Origin of the sequence: Burkholderia cepacia GG4, assembly GCF_000292915.1 — a bacterium.
GTDB lineage: Bacteria > Pseudomonadota > Gammaproteobacteria > Burkholderiales > Burkholderiaceae > Burkholderia > Burkholderia cepacia_D.
Genome location: NC_018513.1, coordinates 868,548 through 884,924 on the forward strand (window position 1 = coordinate 868,548; position 16,377 = coordinate 884,924).

General features: G+C 67.6%; 16 protein-coding genes. 10 read left to right on the forward strand and 6 right to left on the reverse strand.

Annotated elements, in window-relative coordinates:
• The first annotated feature begins 78 nt into the window (after positions 1-78).
• The 9 genes from recA to GEM_RS03935 all read left to right on the forward strand — a co-directional run bounded on the left by recA (position 79) and on the right by GEM_RS03935 (position 9,221).
• Positions 79-1,149, forward strand: a complete 1,071-nt coding sequence (gene recA, locus GEM_RS03895; protein ID WP_014896149.1) for a recombinase RecA — start codon at positions 79-81, stop codon at positions 1,147-1,149.
• Entirely contained in the window at positions 1,149-2,018 is an 870-nt protein-coding gene (gene recX / locus GEM_RS03900) for a recombination regulator RecX (protein ID WP_014896150.1), read from the forward strand. Before recA ends, recX begins: the two co-directional genes overlap by 1 nt.
• A gap of 146 nt (positions 2,019-2,164) precedes the next feature.
• Positions 2,165-2,773 (forward strand): DUF2889 domain-containing protein, encoded by a 609-nt coding sequence (locus GEM_RS03905; RefSeq protein WP_014896151.1) that lies wholly within the window; start codon positions 2,165-2,167, stop codon positions 2,771-2,773.
• Between the two features lie 68 nt (positions 2,774-2,841).
• Entirely contained in the window at positions 2,842-4,008 is a 1,167-nt protein-coding gene (gene sucC / locus GEM_RS03910; protein ID WP_014896152.1) for an ADP-forming succinate--CoA ligase subunit beta, read from the forward strand.
• Between the two features lie 67 nt (positions 4,009-4,075).
• Positions 4,076-4,957 (forward strand): succinate--CoA ligase subunit alpha, encoded by an 882-nt coding sequence (sucD, locus tag GEM_RS03915; protein WP_006477916.1) that lies wholly within the window; start codon positions 4,076-4,078, stop codon positions 4,955-4,957.
• A gap of 159 nt (positions 4,958-5,116) precedes the next feature.
• Positions 5,117-5,821: a TerC family protein gene (locus GEM_RS03920; protein ID WP_014896153.1), complete on the forward strand. Its 705-nt coding sequence runs from the start codon at positions 5,117-5,119 to the stop codon at positions 5,819-5,821.
• Between the two features lie 97 nt (positions 5,822-5,918).
• On the forward strand, positions 5,919-6,515 hold the full coding sequence (locus tag GEM_RS03925; RefSeq protein ID WP_014896154.1) for a pilin: 597 nt from the start codon (positions 5,919-5,921) through the stop codon (positions 6,513-6,515).
• Between the two features lie 162 nt (positions 6,516-6,677).
• Positions 6,678-8,453 carry a PglL family O-oligosaccharyltransferase gene (locus tag GEM_RS03930; RefSeq protein WP_014896155.1) on the forward strand — a complete coding sequence of 592 codons (1,776 nt, stop codon included), beginning with the start codon at positions 6,678-6,680 and terminating at the stop codon, positions 8,451-8,453.
• Between the two features lie 417 nt (positions 8,454-8,870).
• Positions 8,871-9,221 carry a TonB family protein gene (locus GEM_RS03935; RefSeq protein ID WP_014896156.1) on the forward strand — a complete coding sequence of 117 codons (351 nt, stop codon included), beginning with the start codon at positions 8,871-8,873 and terminating at the stop codon, positions 9,219-9,221.
• A gap of 76 nt (positions 9,222-9,297) precedes the next feature.
• Here the strand turns inward: GEM_RS03935 and GEM_RS03940 are convergent, their stop codons facing one another.
• Positions 9,298-10,500, reverse strand: a complete 1,203-nt coding sequence (locus GEM_RS03940) for a hypothetical protein (protein WP_014896157.1) — start codon at positions 10,498-10,500, stop codon at positions 9,298-9,300.
• 92 nt (positions 10,501-10,592) lie between these two features.
• Positions 10,593-11,081, reverse strand: coding sequence for a cyclic pyranopterin monophosphate synthase MoaC (gene moaC / locus GEM_RS03945; RefSeq protein WP_006482362.1), 489 nt, complete (start codon positions 11,079-11,081; stop codon positions 10,593-10,595).
• Between the two features lie 241 nt (positions 11,082-11,322).
• Between moaC and GEM_RS03950 the strand changes: the two genes are divergently transcribed.
• On the forward strand, positions 11,323-13,017 hold the full coding sequence (locus GEM_RS03950) for a M48 family metalloprotease (protein ID WP_014896158.1): 1,695 nt from the start codon (positions 11,323-11,325) through the stop codon (positions 13,015-13,017).
• A gap of 30 nt (positions 13,018-13,047) precedes the next feature.
• Here the strand turns inward: GEM_RS03950 and GEM_RS03955 are convergent, their stop codons facing one another.
• The 4 genes from GEM_RS03955 to waaF all read right to left on the reverse strand — a co-directional run bounded on the left by GEM_RS03955 (position 13,048) and on the right by waaF (position 16,307).
• Positions 13,048-13,644, reverse strand: a complete 597-nt coding sequence (locus tag GEM_RS03955; RefSeq protein ID WP_014896159.1) for a DUF2946 family protein — start codon at positions 13,642-13,644, stop codon at positions 13,048-13,050.
• Entirely contained in the window at positions 13,637-14,674 is a 1,038-nt protein-coding gene (locus GEM_RS03960; RefSeq protein WP_014896160.1) for a hydrolase, read from the reverse strand. The genes GEM_RS03955 and GEM_RS03960 overlap by 8 nt, the downstream gene beginning before the upstream one ends.
• Before the next feature lie 33 nt (positions 14,675-14,707).
• Positions 14,708-15,154: a nuclear transport factor 2 family protein gene (locus GEM_RS03965; RefSeq protein WP_014896161.1), complete on the reverse strand. Its 447-nt coding sequence runs from the start codon at positions 15,152-15,154 to the stop codon at positions 14,708-14,710.
• A 115-nt stretch (positions 15,155-15,269) separates the two neighbouring features.
• The gene (gene waaF, locus GEM_RS03970) at positions 15,270-16,307 is read right to left on the reverse strand and encodes a lipopolysaccharide heptosyltransferase II (protein WP_014896162.1); all 1,038 of its coding nucleotides are present in this window, start codon (positions 16,305-16,307) and stop codon (positions 15,270-15,272) included.
• Positions 16,308-16,377 lie beyond the last annotated feature (70 nt).

Below are 16,377 nucleotides of genomic sequence, written 5' to 3' on the forward strand. Positions count from 1 at the left end.
AGTGTCTGCATTCGTGGGCGGCGCTTGAAAGCGGGCGCGCCTCTAACAGACGCTGCTCATCATAGCAAAGGACGATTCATGGAAGATAGCAAGAAGGGCTCCGGGATGACCGCCGAGAAGAGCAAGGCGCTGGCGGCCGCACTCGCGCAGATCGAAAAGCAGTTCGGCAAAGGGTCGATCATGCGGATGGGCGACGGCGAAGCGGCCGAGGACATCCAGGTCGTCTCCACGGGCTCGCTGGGTCTCGATATCGCGCTTGGCGTCGGCGGCCTGCCGCGCGGCCGGGTGGTCGAGATCTACGGTCCGGAATCGTCGGGTAAAACCACGCTCACGCTGCAGGTCATCGCCGAACTGCAGAAGATCGGCGGCACGGCAGCCTTCATCGACGCCGAGCACGCGCTCGACGTCCAATACGCGTCGAAGCTCGGCGTGAACGTGCCGGAGCTGCTGATCTCGCAGCCGGACACCGGCGAGCAGGCGCTCGAAATCACCGACGCGCTGGTGCGCTCGGGCTCGATCGACATGATCGTCATCGACTCGGTCGCGGCGCTCGTGCCGAAGGCCGAAATCGAAGGCGAGATGGGCGATTCGCTGCCGGGCCTGCAGGCTCGCCTGATGTCGCAGGCGCTGCGCAAGCTGACGGGTACGATCAAGCGCACGAACTGCCTCGTGATCTTCATCAACCAGATCCGGATGAAGATCGGTGTGATGTTCGGCAATCCGGAAACCACGACGGGCGGCAACGCACTGAAATTCTATGCGTCGGTGCGTCTCGATATCCGCCGGATCGGCTCGATCAAGAAGAACGACGAGGTGATCGGCAACGAAACCCGCGTGAAGGTCGTCAAGAACAAGGTGTCGCCGCCGTTCCGCGAAGCGATCTTCGACATCCTGTATGGCGAAGGCATTTCGCGTCAGGGCGAGATCATCGATCTCGGCGTGCAGGCGAAGATCGTCGACAAGGCAGGCGCCTGGTACAGCTACAACGGCGAGAAGATCGGCCAGGGCAAGGACAACGCGCGTGAGTTCCTGCGCGAGAATCCGGAAATCGCTCGCGAGATCGAGAACCGCATCCGCGAATCGCTCGGTGTCGTCGCAATGCCGGATGGCGCAGGCAACGAAGCCGAGGCGATGGACGAAGAAGAGTGATGGTCGGGCGCCGAGGTCAGGCTGGCGAACCGGAACCGAGCGACGCGCCTGAAACGGCGGGTCGCTCCGGCCGGCGAGCCGAATCCTCGGGTGCCAACCGGCGGGGCGCGGGCAGTCAGGCCGTGAACCGCACCGCGACGAGGGCATCCGACGATGCCCTCGTTTCGTTTGAGATTGCCGCGCCGGCCGATCCGTTCGATGACGACGAATCGTTCGACGCGCATGACCGGTCACGTCGTCGCGTGTCCGGTGTCAGCTTCCCCGGCGATCGCGCAGCCGATGCGGCGGCGCCGGTCAAGGAAGATGTATACACGCGCAGCAGCCAGCATCCGCGTCGCACGCGCCGTGCGTCCGGCGGTTCCGCCAGCGCTGCTTCCGGCGGCGAGTCCGGCGCCACCGAGCGCAAGTCGTCGAAACCGCCACGTTCATTGAAGGGCCGCGCGCTCGGTTATCTGTCCAGGCGTGAATACAGCCGCGCGGAACTCGCGCGCAAGCTCGCGCCTTACGTCGGCGAAGACGAATCCGTCGAGCCGGTGCTCGATGCGCTGGAACAGGACGGCTGGCTGTCCGACGCACGCTTTGCCGAGAGCCTCGTGCATCGCCGCGCATCGCGCGTCGGGGTCGCGCGCATCGTCAGCGAGCTGAAGCGCCATGCGGTCGGCGACGGTCTCGTCGAGGAAGTGAATGCACAATTGCGCGAGACCGAGTTGACACGCGCGCAGGCGGTCTGGCGCAAAAAATTCGGTGCACTGCCGCAAACGCCCGCCGAGCGCGCGAAGCAGGCGCGCTTCCTTGCTGCGCGCGGCTTCTCGAGCGCGACCATCGTGAAGTTGCTGAAGGTCGGCGACGATTTCCCGATCGACGACTGAGCGGCTCGGTCGCGCGCGCTGCGCGCGATTTTGCTGCAATGCAACCGTTTCCGGACAGGCGGGAATACCCGCCGTCGCGGCCGAATGCCTCAAATACCCAATATGCTAAAATCCACGGGTTTTCCTCTTCGGCCTCAACCTCCAGCATGCCGCTATCCGAGCCCGTGCCCCGTCAGTTGCGACATCGACGCGCAATCCGAGCGGAAGCCTACGAGCGCGGCGACGGCTTGTGGGACATCGAAGCCTGCCTGACCGACCACAAGCCGCGCGATGTCGCACTTGCGTCGGGCATCCGGCCCCAAGGCCTGCCGATCCACGAACTCTGGCTGCGCGTGACTATCGATCGTGACCTCAATGTCGTCGACGCCGAAGCGTCTTCGGAATGGGTTCCCTATCCCGGTCACTGTCAAGCCGCCCCTCCTGCCTATCGGGCCCTCATCGGGCTCAATCTCTTCCGCAATTTCCGCCGCAACGCGAACCGGCTGCTCGCCGGCGTCGCAGGCTGTTCCCATCTCACCGAACTGTGCGCCGTGCTGCCGACGGCAGCGATCCAGGCGTTCGCCGGTGATGTGTGGAACGTGCGCGAGGAGGGTGGCGAAGGGCCGGACCATGACGCCGTGCACGCCGAACCGCCTTTCCAGCTTGGCCGCTGCCAGGCGTTGCGGTTCGACGGCGAGGTCGTGCGGCAGTACTACCCGCAGTGGTATGGCCCGCTTCGGCCGGATCTGCCCGGTGACGGCAGCACGAAGGAATGAACGGAAATCATTCGAAGAAGCGTCTTAAGCGACTTTTCATCCAACTCTCAGACTGAAGGGAATCACGCATGAAGATTCACGAGTACCAGGGTAAGGAAATCCTGCGGAAATTCGGAGTCGCGGTACCGCGCGGCAAGCCGGCGTTCTCGGTTGACGAGGCCGTCAAGGTGGCAGAAGAGCTGGGCGGCCCGGTGTGGGTCGTGAAGGCTCAGATTCACGCGGGTGGCCGTGGCAAGGGCGGCGGCGTGAAGGTGGCGAAGTCGATCGAGCAGGTTCGCGAATACGCGAACCAGATCCTCGGCATGCAGCTCGTCACGCACCAGACCGGCCCGGAAGGCCAGAAGGTCAACCGTCTGATGGTCGAAGAAGGCGCCGACATCAAGCAGGAACTGTATGTCAGCCTCGTCGTCGATCGCGTGACGCAGAAGATCGTTCTGATGGGTTCGAGCGAAGGCGGCATGGACATCGAGGAAGTTGCGGAAAAGCACCCGGAACTGATCCACAAGGTCATCGTCGAGCCGTCGACGGGCCTGCTCGACGCGCAAGCTGACGACCTCGCCGCGAAGATCGGCGTGCCGGCTGCTTCGATTCCGCAAGCACGCGCGATCCTGCAAGGCCTGTACAAGGCATTCTGGGAAACCGACGCATCGCTGGCTGAAATCAACCCGCTGAACGTCGCCGGCGACGGCAAGGTCATCGCACTCGACGCGAAGTTCAACTTCGACTCGAACGCGCTGTTCCGCCACCCGGAAATCGTCGCGTACCGCGATCTGGACGAAGAAGATCCGGCTGAAATCGAAGCGTCGAAGTTCGACCTCGCGTACATCTCGCTCGACGGCAACATCGGCTGTCTCGTGAACGGCGCAGGCCTCGCGATGGCGACGATGGACACGATCAAGCTGTTCGGCGGCGAGCCGGCGAACTTCCTGGACGTCGGCGGTGGCGCGACGACCGAGAAGGTCACCGAAGCGTTCAAGCTGATGCTGAAGAACCCGGACCTGAAGGCGATCCTCGTGAACATCTTCGGCGGCATCATGCGCTGCGACGTGATCGCGGAAGGCGTGATCGCCGGTTCGAAGGCCGTGAACCTGAACGTGCCGCTCGTCGTGCGCATGAAGGGCACGAACGAGGACCTCGGCAAGAAGATGCTGGCCGATTCGGGCCTGCCGATCATCTCCGCTGACAGCATGGAAGAAGCTGCGCAGAAGGTCGTCGCGGCTGCCGCAGGCAAGTAAGCGCGCTATTGAACACGCATGGCGGCGCGGCTTGCACGCGACGCCAATCGAACAGAGGTCAAAATACATGTCGATTCTGATCAACAAGGACACGAAGGTCATCACGCAGGGCATTACCGGCAAAACCGGTCAGTTCCACACGCGCGCCTGCCGTGAATATGCAAACGGTCGCGAAGCATTCGTCGCGGGCGTGAACCCGAAGAAGGCCGGCGAAGATTTCGAAGGCATTCCGATCTACGCGAGCGTCAAGGAAGCGAAGGCAGAAACCGGCGCAACCGTGTCGGTCATCTACGTTCCGCCGGCAGGCGCAGCGGCTGCGATTTGGGAAGCGGTCGAAGCCGATCTGGATCTCGCGATCTGCATCACGGAAGGCATCCCCGTCCGCGACATGATCGAAGTGAAGGACCGCATGCGTCGCGAAGGCCGCAAGACGCTGCTGCTCGGGCCGAACTGCCCGGGCACGATCACGCCGGACGAGCTGAAGATCGGCATCATGCCGGGTCACATCCACCGCAAGGGCCGTATCGGCGTCGTGTCGCGTTCGGGCACGCTGACGTATGAAGCCGTTGCACAGCTGACGGCACTGGGCCTCGGCCAGTCGTCGGCAGTCGGTATCGGCGGCGACCCGATCAACGGTCTGAAGCACATCGACGTGATGAAGATGTTCAACGACGATCCGGATACGGATGCGGTCGTGATGATCGGCGAAATCGGCGGTCCGGACGAAGCCAACGCCGCCGAGTGGATCAAGGACAACATGAAGAAGCCGGTCGTCGGCTTCATCGCGGGCGTCACGGCGCCCCCGGGCAAGCGCATGGGCCACGCCGGCGCGCTGATCTCGGGCGGTGCGGATACGGCCGAAGCGAAGCTGGAAATCATGGAAGCGTGCGGCATCACCGTCACGCGCAACCCGTCGGAAATGGGTCGCCTGCTGAAGAAGGCGCTGTAAATTCCGTCTGGTTTCGTCCTGCAGAAAACGCCGGCTTTGCCGGCGTTTTTTGTTATGCTCGCGCAATGAATTTGTAAGGCCCGGGCATGCGCGATGCATGTGCCGGCGATGAACCGGGTCGCCTGTCCGACAGTCGTTGCCCCGCACCTGATACCACTCATGCTTGAATTCCTGACGTCGCTGCACTGGGGCGCCGTGTTCCAGATCGTCATCATCGATATCCTGCTCGGCGGCGACAACGCGGTCGTGATCGCGCTCGCGTGCCGCAACCTGCCGGCCAACCAGCGGCTGCGCGGCGTCGTGTGGGGCACGGCCGGCGCGATCCTGCTGCGTGTCGCGCTGATCTCGTTCGCGGTCGTGCTGCTCGACGTGCCGTTCCTGAAATTCGGCGGCGGCCTGCTGCTGCTGTGGATCGGCATCAAGCTGATGGCGCCGGACGCCGACGCGCATGACAACGTGAAGCCGGCCGACCGGCTGTGGGACGCCGTGAAGACGATCGTGATCGCCGACGCGGTGATGAGCCTCGACAACGTGATCGCGATCGCCGGCGCGGCCGAGCAGGCCGAACCGTCGCACCGGCTTGCGCTCGTGATCTTCGGGCTCGTCGTCAGCGTGCCGATCATCGTGTGGGGCAGCACGCTGGTGCTGAAGCTGCTCGATCGCTTTCCGATCGTCGTCGCGTTGGGCGCCGGGCTGCTCGGCTGGATCGCCGGCGGGCTGATGGTGCACGACCCGGTCGGCGATCGCTGGCCGGTCCTCGATACGCCGGCCGCGATCTACGGCGCGAGCATCGCCGGCGCGCTGTTCGTCGTGGCGGCCGGTTACGCGCTCCGGCGCCGCCGCGGCGCCCCGCAAGCGCATTGAAGTTGGCCATCCGGCTGACTGCCGGGTTCGCGGCCCGCTGGCTACGATCGAAACGCCTGCCTCGTTCGGCAGGCGTTTTTCGTTTCCGGAGCCAGTCATGTTCGAAGCTTTTTCCGTTTCCCTGTTCCGCCGCATTGCCGCCGATCTGCGGCGCACGCGCCGGCCGGTGCCGCGCTGGCGGCTGGCCGGCTTCACGCTGATCGAGCTGATGATCGTGCTCGCGATCGTCGGCGTGATCGCCGCCTATGCGATTCCCGCGTATCAGGACTACCTCGCGCGTTCGCGTGTCGGCGAGGGGCTCGCGCTCGCGTCGTCCGCCAGGCTTGCGGTCGCGGACAACGCCGCGAGCGGCGCCGGCCTCGACGGCGGCTACAGCCCGCCGGCCGCCACCCGCAACGTCGAATCCGTGCTCATCGACGCCGACACCGGCGAGATCACGGTGGCGTTCAGCGCCCGCGTCGCCGCGGCCGGCGCAAATACGCTGGTCCTGGTGCCGTCCGCACCGGACAAGGCCGACACGCCCACGGCCCGCGTGCCGCTAAAAAAGGGCGCGATGCAGGCCGGCGGGATCGCGTGGGAATGCTTTGCCGCCGGCAAGGACGCGTCGTCACTGCCGGCGCCGGGCGCGGGCCCGTTGCCGGTCGAGGCCGCGACGTTGCCCGCGAAATATGCGCCGGCGGAGTGCCGCGCGTAGTGTCGGCCGCGTTCTGGCCGGTGCGGGGCCGCGTGCAGGGCAGGGCGCCGGCCGCTCCAGCCGGCCGCGCCGGTCGCGCGTCATCGTGTGACGGCGCGACGGGCCCGCACAGAGGGGGGAAAGTTTTGTATAGTGCGCCGGTTGCTGACATCCGGTTCGCTCATGCCTTCTACTTTTTCCCGTTCGTTGCCGCTCGTTGCACTGGCTGTCGCCCTGATCGTGCCGTACTCGATCACGAATCACACGTACCCGATCCCGACCTTCTATTCCGAGTTCTCCGCGCTGGTGCTGTATCTGCTGGTGGGGCTCTCCGTCGTCCTGCTCGCGCGCACTGGCCGCCCGGCCCAGCCGTTTGCTGCGCCGGCCGCGTTCGTCGCGCCGCTCGGCTTCGCGGCGGTGCTGATCGCGCAGGTTGCGCTGATGCCGCTGAAGGTGCCGTCGATGAACTGGCTGGCGGTCGGTTATCTGGCCGCCGCGCTGGTCGCGATGCAGGCCGGCTATGCGCTCGCGCGCGAGGGGCTTGCCGAAGCCACCGCGCCAATGATGGCCGGCGCGCTGCTCCTCGGCGGGATGCTCGCGGTTGCCAGCCAGGTCGTGCAGTTGTTCCACCTCGAGTCGACAGTGTCGCCGTTCGTCGTCATGTACAACATCGCGGTCGATCGCCGTCCGTACGGCAACATGGCGCAGGCGAACCACCTGGCGACCTACATCGCGTTCGCGCTCGCGGGCGCGCTGTACCTGGTGCAGACGCGCCGGCTCGCGGTATGGGCGTGGCTCGCACTGTCGATCGTGCTGTCGGCCGGGCTCGCGCTGACGGTGTCGCGCGGGCCGTGGCTGCAGGTCGCGGTGATGGTCGTCGCGGGCTTCTGGATGGCATGGCTCGAGTCGCGCCGCGCACCGGGCAACCGGCGCGCGTGGCTGCTGCCGGTCGTACTCGCAGTGGCTTTCGTCGCGGTGAACGTCGCGGTGCGCTGGGCCAACGTGCACTTCCATCTGGGGCTCGCCGAGTCGGCGGCCGACCGGATGCGCGACGCCGGGCAGATCGCGCCGCGCCTCGCGCTGTGGAAGTACGGGCTTGCGATGTTCCGCGAGCACCCACTGCTCGGCGTCGGCTGGGGCGAATTCCCGTCGCACCAGTTCGCGCTGGTGCGCACGCTCGGCGGCGTCGAGATCGCGAACAACTCGCACGACATTTTCATTGACCTGCTCGCGAAGTCCGGTCTCGCCGGCCTGGGCGTGCTCGTCGTCGCGCTCGTGACGTGGTTCGTGCGCGCGGTGCGCGCGCCGCAGTCGAGCACGCGCGTGTTCGGCCTCGCGCTGATCGGCATCCTGCTGATGCACGCACTCGTCGAGTATCCGCAGCAGTACATGTTCTTCCTGCTGCCGGCGATGTTTGTGATCGGCCTGCTCGAAGTGAAATCGCTGCGCATCCTCCCGGGGCGCGCGGCGTTCGGGCTGTTCGCGGTGCTGTCGGTCGGCGGCGTGCTGGCTGCGGTGCCGGTGCTGCGCGACTACCAGCGCGCGGAAGTGCTGTATTACGGTAGCGATCCGGCCGCGCAATACCGCGATGCGCCGTCGCTGCTGTTCGGCGCATGGGGCGATTACGGGGCGGCCACGCTGCTGACGATTTCGCCGGACAACCTGCCGCTCAAGCTTGCCGCGCACGAACGCGCGGTCGCGCTGCTGCCCGGCGAGACGGTGCTGCGCCGCTATGCGGCGCTGCAGGCGCTGGCCGGTCGCGAAGCCGACGCGCTCGATACGGTCGCGCGCCTGCAGGTATTCGCGAAGGAGCTGAAGGACTGGCCGCAGCAGTTGGCGTCGCTGTACAAGCTGTGCGACCAGCAACCGGCGCTGAAGGCGTTCAAGGCTGAGCTCGTCGCGAAGTACGGTGAGGTCCCGGCCGACGCGGACGACGACTCGGACGACGATTCGGAGTGAAGCCGGTCGGCGCCGGGCGGGGAATCCCGGCGCGGGTCGGATTGCCGTGAGGCAGGGGAGCGGTGGCAGCCCGTGACGGGGCGGCGATTGCTTCCCGCAGAGAATGGATGCCGGCCGAAATCGGCGTGATTCGCGTCAACCATTGTCAAATCGCCGCCACGTGCGGGGCGGCGCGTGCACAATGCGCGAAAGCGATCGCGAGCGTGACCGCCCGGTGCGGCTCATCGACGCGAACGCAGTCCCCGGCTATCCGGGAACCCGCCAAGCAGGATCGCGACCGCTGCAACCAACGGTCGCGCGGCCGTAACGGGGCGCCGGTCCGATGGCTGCGGCGCAGGGCGACGCATGCGATACGGCCGGGCGAGGTCCGCCGGCGTGGCGTTCGTCCGGAACAGTACTGAAGAACGATATTCGACCATGGCCCTTCGCTCGACCATCCTGATCCTGCCTGCCGTCGCCGTGCTGTTTTCCGGCTGCGCGATGCTTTCGTCATCGCAGGAAAGCAAGCTGACCTGCCACATTCCGCGCGCCGTCTATCCAGATGGCGCGAAGCCGCTTACGCGTCCGGTCACCGCACTCGTGCGCGCGCTGATGACGACCTCGGGCGAAGCGCAGAACGTCACCGTGACGACGAGCAGCCGCAACGCGGCGGCCGACCGCGCGGCCGTCGACGCGATGACGCATGCGACCTGCGCGCAGACCGGCGCCACCGCGAATCCGTTCCTGCTCACGCAACCGTTCGTGTTCGAGCCGCGCCGCGCCGAATGATGCGCGGCCGGCGCGGCCGGTCACGCCGCGTCGCACTTGCCCGGCCGGTCACGCCGGTTCGCGGCGCGATCGTGGGTCAGTGCTGCGGCATCAGGTTTGCACCGCGGCACGTCGGCTCGGCCGCATTGCGCAGCCCGAGCATCGTGAAGCCGTTGCGCTCCTGGCGGATCAGCGCGTAGCGTCGCGCGACCGTGTCTCCGCCCTTGCCCGTCAGATCCAGTTCGACCTGGAAGCGGTCCTTGCTGTCCGAGCAGCCGCGTACCGGGCCGTACGTGAATCCGATATCGGGCGCCTTGCTGTCCGCGTTGAACGCCTGCCGGGCTTTCAGCGCCGCTGCGGCCGCAACCGGTTCACTCCAGTCGCGCGCGAGCGCGTCGTCCGTCTTCAGCCATTCGTCGACGAAATCGCGGCCGTTGACTGCCGCAGGCTGCACGCGTTGCACGGTGTCGCCGTCGACGCGGTAGCGGAAGATGCCCGGCCGCGTCATCACGTCGCTGTCGAGCGAGCCTACCGTCGTGCGCATCTCGAAGCCGTCGGGGCGCACCTTGAAGCGGATCGCGTTGTCGTCGAGCACGTAGCCGTGTTCCGTATGGAACAACGTGCGTTGCGCGGCCGACCCGTTTGCGGGTGCGACCACGTCCGCGCCGAACCGGCTCCAGCGCGACGAGCACCACGGCGTGCCGTGGACCACCGCTACCTGCCCGCCGGGCAACGCCCCGAACCAGAAACCGCCGCCGTAGGCACCGCCGATGTCCTTGTAGTCGTCGGCCTGCCAGCGCAGCACGCGCCGCCAGCTGCCGTTTTCCCATGCATAGGCCGTGAGCAGGTTGTCGTCGCCGCACGCGATGTCGAAGCCGGCGCGCACGAAGAGCAGTGGGTGGGACGCGCCGTCGCGCGCGATATCGACGTCAGGGTTGCGGCCGAATGCCGATTCGCCGTTTTTCGGCTGGGTCGGTTGGGCCGGTACGCCGAGCGTTGCGGCTAGCGTGCGTTTCAGCGCAGCGGGTTCGACGTGTTCGTCGCTGCACGCAAGCCGCGCGTCGATCGCGCCGACGAGCGCCTGCTTGTATGCGCGCAGCGCATCGCGCAAAGGCGGTGACACGTCGACGGTGCCGCCGCCGTCCCCTTGAGGATTGCGGACCTGCTGGACACGGCGCTGCGCATCGAGCGCCGCGCGTGCGGCGGTGTCGGCGGCGGGGCAGGGGCTGGCGGCGAAGGCTGCCGGTAGCATGGAGAGTGCGCACAGCATCGGCGCGGCGTACGTCAGCGTCTTCTTCATCGATGACGTGTTGTTCTGATTTTCTATTGTTCGAAACGGGGAATCGTTACGGCCGACGATTCATCCCGAACTGCCCCGGGGATATGCGTGCTTCAGCCCGCCACATCCTCCGCCTTCCAGTCCCCCGACTTCCCGCCGCGCTTCTCCCTGACGCTCACGTCGGTAATCACCATCCCGCGATCGACGGCCTTGCACATGTCGTACACGGTCAGCAGCCCGACCTGCACCGCAGTCAGCGCTTCCATCTCGACACCGGTCCGCCCGAACGTCTCGACCTGCACGACGCAGTGCACCCCGGGCAGCGCGTCGTCGAGCTCGAAGTCGACGGCCACCCGCGTCAGCGCGAGCGGGTGACACAGCGGGATGAGGTCGGCGGTGCGCTTCGCGCCCTGGATCGCGGCTATACGCGCGACGCCGAGCACGTCGCCTTTCTTGGCCTTGCCGTCGCGGATCAGCGCGAACGTCGCGGGCAGCATCCGGATCGTGCCGCGCGCGATCGCGATGCGTTGCGTTTCCTGCTTGCCGCCGACGTCGACCATGTGCGCGTGGCCGGCGGCGTCGAAATGGGTAAGTCCTGACATGTCTTGCTCCGATCTCATGCTTCGCGGCCGGTCGACACACCGCATCCGGCGTCGTACCGCGATCACATGCAACGTTTCAACGGGCGCCTATCATAGCAGCGGGATACGCGACGCCGGGAGCGCAGACGGCGCATCCGCCGCACGGGACAGTCGCGATTGCACCGGTACAATGACCGGGATCTTCAGACCAAACGCCGCGATGCGCGCCCGGCGCGCGGGGCGTCGTCGTTTTCATCCTGCCATGCGTGTGAAACAGTTGCTTGCCGTGTTGCTGTCGACGGCGCTCGTGCTGCCGCCGAACGGCCATGCGCAGCGCACGTCCACGCTGCCGCTCGAGCCGGCGGCCGGCGATTCGCCGTCGATTTCCACGGTGCCCTCCGGCATCGCGACCGGCGTATTCGGCACCTACGGCGGCACCGAAAGCCGGTTCTCGGGCGGCGACGGCACGTCCGCGCCCGTCGCGGGCCTGCGCGCGCCGCTGCGCGCACTGGAACTGCCCGATCTCGGCGACGGCTCCGGCGGTTCGCTCACGCCCCAAGCCGAGCGCCGTCTCGGCGAGCGCGTGATGCGCGAGGTGCGGCGCGACCCGGACTATCTCGACGACTGGCTCGTGCGCGACTACCTGAATGCGATGGCGGCGCGGCTCGCGGCCGCGGCGGCGGCGCGCTACATCGGCGGCTACATGCCGGACTTCGACCTGTTCCCGGTGCGCGATTCGCAGATCAACGCGTTCTCGATGCCGGGCGGCTTCATCGGGATCAACAGCGGGCTGGTCATCACGACGCAGACGGAATCGGAACTCGCATCGGTGGTGGGCCACGAGATGGGCCACGTGCTGCAGCGGCACATCGCGCGGATGATCGGCGCGAACGAGAAGACCGGCTACACCGCGCTCGCGACGATGCTGCTCGGCGTGCTGGCGGGCGTGCTCGCGCGCAGCGGCGATCTCGGCAGCGCGATCGCGATGGGCGGGCAGGCGTATGCGGTCGATAACCAGCTGCGCTTCTCGCGTTCGGCCGAGCGCGAGGCCGATCGCGTCGGCTTCCAGCTGCTCGCCGGCGCCGGCTACGACCCGTATGGAATGCCGGGCTTCTTCGAGCGACTCGAACGCAGGTCGACAGGCGACGCGGGCGTGCCGGCCTATGCGCGCACGCACCCGCTGACGGGCGAACGGATCGCCGACATGGAGGATCGCGCACGCCGCGCGCCGTATCGGCAACCGCACCAGTCGGCCGAGTACGGCTTCGTGCGCGCGCGGCTGCGGATCCTGCAGAACCGCGCGCCGAACGACATCGCGGCCGAGGCGCGCCGGATGCAGCTCGAGATCGACGATCGCACCGCGCCGAACGTCGCGGCGAACGCGTACGGCATCGCGCTCGCGAATACGCTGCTCGGCCAGTACGACGTGGCCGACAAGGCGCTCGCGTCGGCGCGCGCCGCGTTCGACGCGCGCGAACGGCGCGCGGGCGATCCGGAGACGAGTTCGCCGAGCCTCGACGTGCTCGCCGCCGACATTGCCCGCCGCGCGGGCCGGGCCGACGACGCGGTGCGGCTCGCGGCGCTCGCGCAGCGGCGCTGGCCGGCGTCGCACGCGGCGATCGTCGCGCACCTGCAGGCGCTGATCGCCGCGCGCCGCTTCGCCGAAGCGCAGGCGCTCGCGCGCACGCAGGCGCAAGCGGACCCCGAGCAGCCGGACTGGTGGGACTATCTCGCGAAGGCCAGCGACGGCAAGGGCGACGTGCTCGCGCGGCGCCGCGCGCTCGCGGAGAAGCTGGCGCTCGACGGCGCGTGGCCGTCGGCGATTCGCCAGTTGAAGGAGGCGCGCGACGCGAAGGACGTGTCGTTCTACGACCAGTCGATCATCGGCGCGCGGCTGCTGGAATTCGAGGCGCGCTACAAGGAAGAGCGCGAGGACGAGAAGAACGGCCGCGGATAACGGCGGTCAGGCGGGCACGGCGATTGCGCGTCAGGTTCCGGCGCGGCCGTCGTCCGGCGCATCGCCGGCTCTCTGCGCTGGACTTGCGACGAAGCCGAACGTCGCCGGCACGTCGGCGCACGCGAGGTTGCCGAGCGGCAGCATGCGCCCGTCGCGCCAGCGCAGTACGGGCGGTGTCGCGTCGAAGTCTGCATGATCGGCGAACAAGCCGAGGTCGTGGTCGTGCAGCGCCGCGATGCGCGGCGGCGTGCCCGCCGCGCGAAACAGCACGCCGCCCGCGTCGTCGAGCCACGCGGCGTCCGGCTCGAACGGCGTGCCCGTCTGGTCGGCCAGCGCAAGCTGCCCGTCGCGTTCGGCCAGGCGCACGACCCACGGCGTATAGGCGAGCTCGACATACACGCGTTGCGGCCCGTTCTGGAAGAACCACTGGCCGTGCGCATCGCATTCGTAGTTGCGTCCGATGAACGCGTTCAGCGCCGCATGCCGGATCGGCGAGCCGAGCTCGCCGGCGGCTTGCGCGGCGTCGTCGCGCAGCCGCCATTCACCGCGCCGGTCGAGCAGCAGCCAGCCGGTGCAGTGCGGCACGTTCGGCCATTTGGCGAGGGCCTGCCTGACGATGTCATCCATGGTCGACGAATTTCGAGCAATAGCCGAACACCCGCGCCGACAGCCAGTCGAGGCGGCCGGGGAACGGCCCGGTCATGAATCCCGCATGGCCGCCTGCCGCGGGCTGGTCGAGCTCGACGGCCGGCGACACGTCGGCGGCGCTCGGCAGCGCGGATTCGGGCAGGAACGGATCGTTGCGGGCGTTGAGGATCAGGGTGGGCACGTCGATCGCGGGCAGCAGCGGGCGCGTCGTGGCCTGGGTCCAGTAGTCGTCGGCGTCCGCGAAGCCGTGCAGCGGCGCGGTCACGACTTCGTCGAAGTCGCGCATCGTCACCGCCCGCAGCATCGCGTCGCGGTCGAACAACCCCGGATACTGGTCGAGCTTCGCGAGCGCCTTGCGCTTCAGCGTCTTCAGGAAGCTGCGCGTATAGATCATCGCGAAGCCCTGCGACAGCGCACGACCGCCCGCATGCACGTCGATCGGCGTCGAGATCGCGGCGGCGGCATGCACGATCGACGTGTCGCTGCGGTGCTCGCCGAGCCAGCGCAGCAGCACGTTGCCGCCGAGCGACACGCCGGCCGCGACGATCGGCCCGCGATGCTGCGCGGCGAGCCGGCGCAGGATCCAGTCGACCTCGGCGCTGTCGGCGAGATGGTAGAAGCGCGGCTGCCGATTGAGCTCGCCGCTGCAGCTGCGAAAGTGCGGGACGACCGCGTGCCAGCCCTTCGCGCGCGCGGCGGCCATCATCGCCAGCGCGTAGTGCGAGCCGGAACTGCCTTCGAGGCCATGGAACAGCACGAACAGCGGCGCGTCCGGCGGCGGTGCCGCGCTGTCGAGATGCGCGACCCAGTCGAGATCGATGAAGTCGTGGTCGGGGGTTTCCCATCGCTCTCGTCGGTATGCGACAGCCGGACGCCGTGCGAACAGCGCAGGCACGATGGTTTGGGCATGGCTGTTCGGCAGCCAGCGCGGTGCGCGATAGCGCAATGAATCGTCGTCGGGGGCCGGGGCCCCGGTCAGCGGCGAGGTGGGCGGAGAAGCCGTACTCATGATCGCCCCGCTAATGCGTTGCTTCTTTCTTCGTCAGTGCAGCGGACCCTGCCCGTGACGGATCTTCGCGGCGAATTGTCCGGCCGCTTGTTCGGGAATCAGGCTCGCGTGAATATGCGCGATGCGCCACTCGCCGCGTTCGTGAATCATCACGTACGTGGCGAAAACCATGTCGGGTTCGGCCGTCAGGTCGGCCTGTTGATGCGCTTCGGCGATCGTGTAGACGACGGTGCCGAGACTGTCGTATACGCGGATGTCGAGCGGTTCGATCGTCACCGGGCGCGTCGCCAGACGGTTGGCCAGCCCGCTGCGGATCTGGTCGAGGCCGTGCAGATGCTCGCCGTCGGCCCAGACGCAGCTGGCGAAGTCCTCGTCGATCCACAACCCCAGCAGCGCGTCGAGATTGGCATCGGCGACGGCCTGGTAGTAGGCATTCAGCGTATCGGCAGCGGCTTCGAAGAGGCGGGCAAAACGTGGCATCGGGGTTATCTCTCGCGCGCGTCGCGCGCCGTATTCAGCACGGCGGCCCGCGTGGAGCCGCCGTACACCGGTGAATCGGATTGCCCGGCGCGTCGTGCGACGCTGCCGGTCAGGGTCAGCGCTGCCCGACGAGCATGCCGCGCAAATCGCCGAATACCTGCTCGGGACCGAGTTCGCGCAGGCAGTTCAGATGGCCGAGCGGGCACTCGCGTTCGAAGCAGGGACTGCATTCGAGATGCAGCCATTGTACCTTCGCCAGGTCCGACAGCGGAGGGGTGTGGCGCGGATCGGTCGATCCGTACAACGCGACGAGCGGCCGGCGCAGCGCGGCGGCGACGTGCATCAGCCCCGAATCGTTGGTCACGACCGCGTTCGCGCGCGCGATCAGCGCGCACGCTTCGGACAGCGACGTTTGCCCGCACAGGTTGCGCACGTTCGGCGCGTGGTCGGCGATCGCCTGCGCGGCGGCGGCGTCCTTCTGCGAGCCGAGCGCGACGATCTGCGTGTACGGGAACGACTGGTGGACGATCGTCGCGAGCGTCGCGAAGTGCTCGGGCGGCCAGCGCTTGGCCGGGCCGTATTCCGCGCCGGGGCAGAACACCACGAGCGGCTTGCGCGTATCGAGGTTGAAACGCGCGGACACGCGCGCCGTCTCGTTCAGGTCGGCGTCGAGGCGCGGCGCGGGCAGCGTCTTCATCGACTCGGGCAGCTTCGCGCCCGGCGCATACGCGAGCGCCGCGTAGTGGCTCGTCATCGGCGGACGCTCGCCCGACTTGGTCGGGTTCGCGTGCCGCACGTTGAGCAGGCCGTAGCGGTGCTCGCCCGTGTAGCCGATCCGCAGCGGGATGTTCGCGAGCCACGGGATCACCGCGGACTTCAGCGAATTCGGCAGCACGTACGCCGCGTCATAGCCGACGTCGCGCAGGTCGCTCGCGAGCTGCCAGCGCCGCAGCAGCTGCAGCTTGCCGTGCGCGAGGTCGGTCGCGTAGACATCGTGGATCTCGGGCATCCGCTCGAGCACGGGCGCGACCCACGAGGGCGCGACGGCATCGATCGCGATGCGGGGATGGAGCTTCTTCAGCAGCGCAAAAAGCGGCTGCGCCATCAATGCGTCACCGATCCAGTTCGGTGCGATAACCAGCGCTCGACGCATCAGGTCGACTTCCGATGTCGTAATGAAGCACGGCGCACATGCACCGCGTTCGGGTTGTCAGAACAGGAAA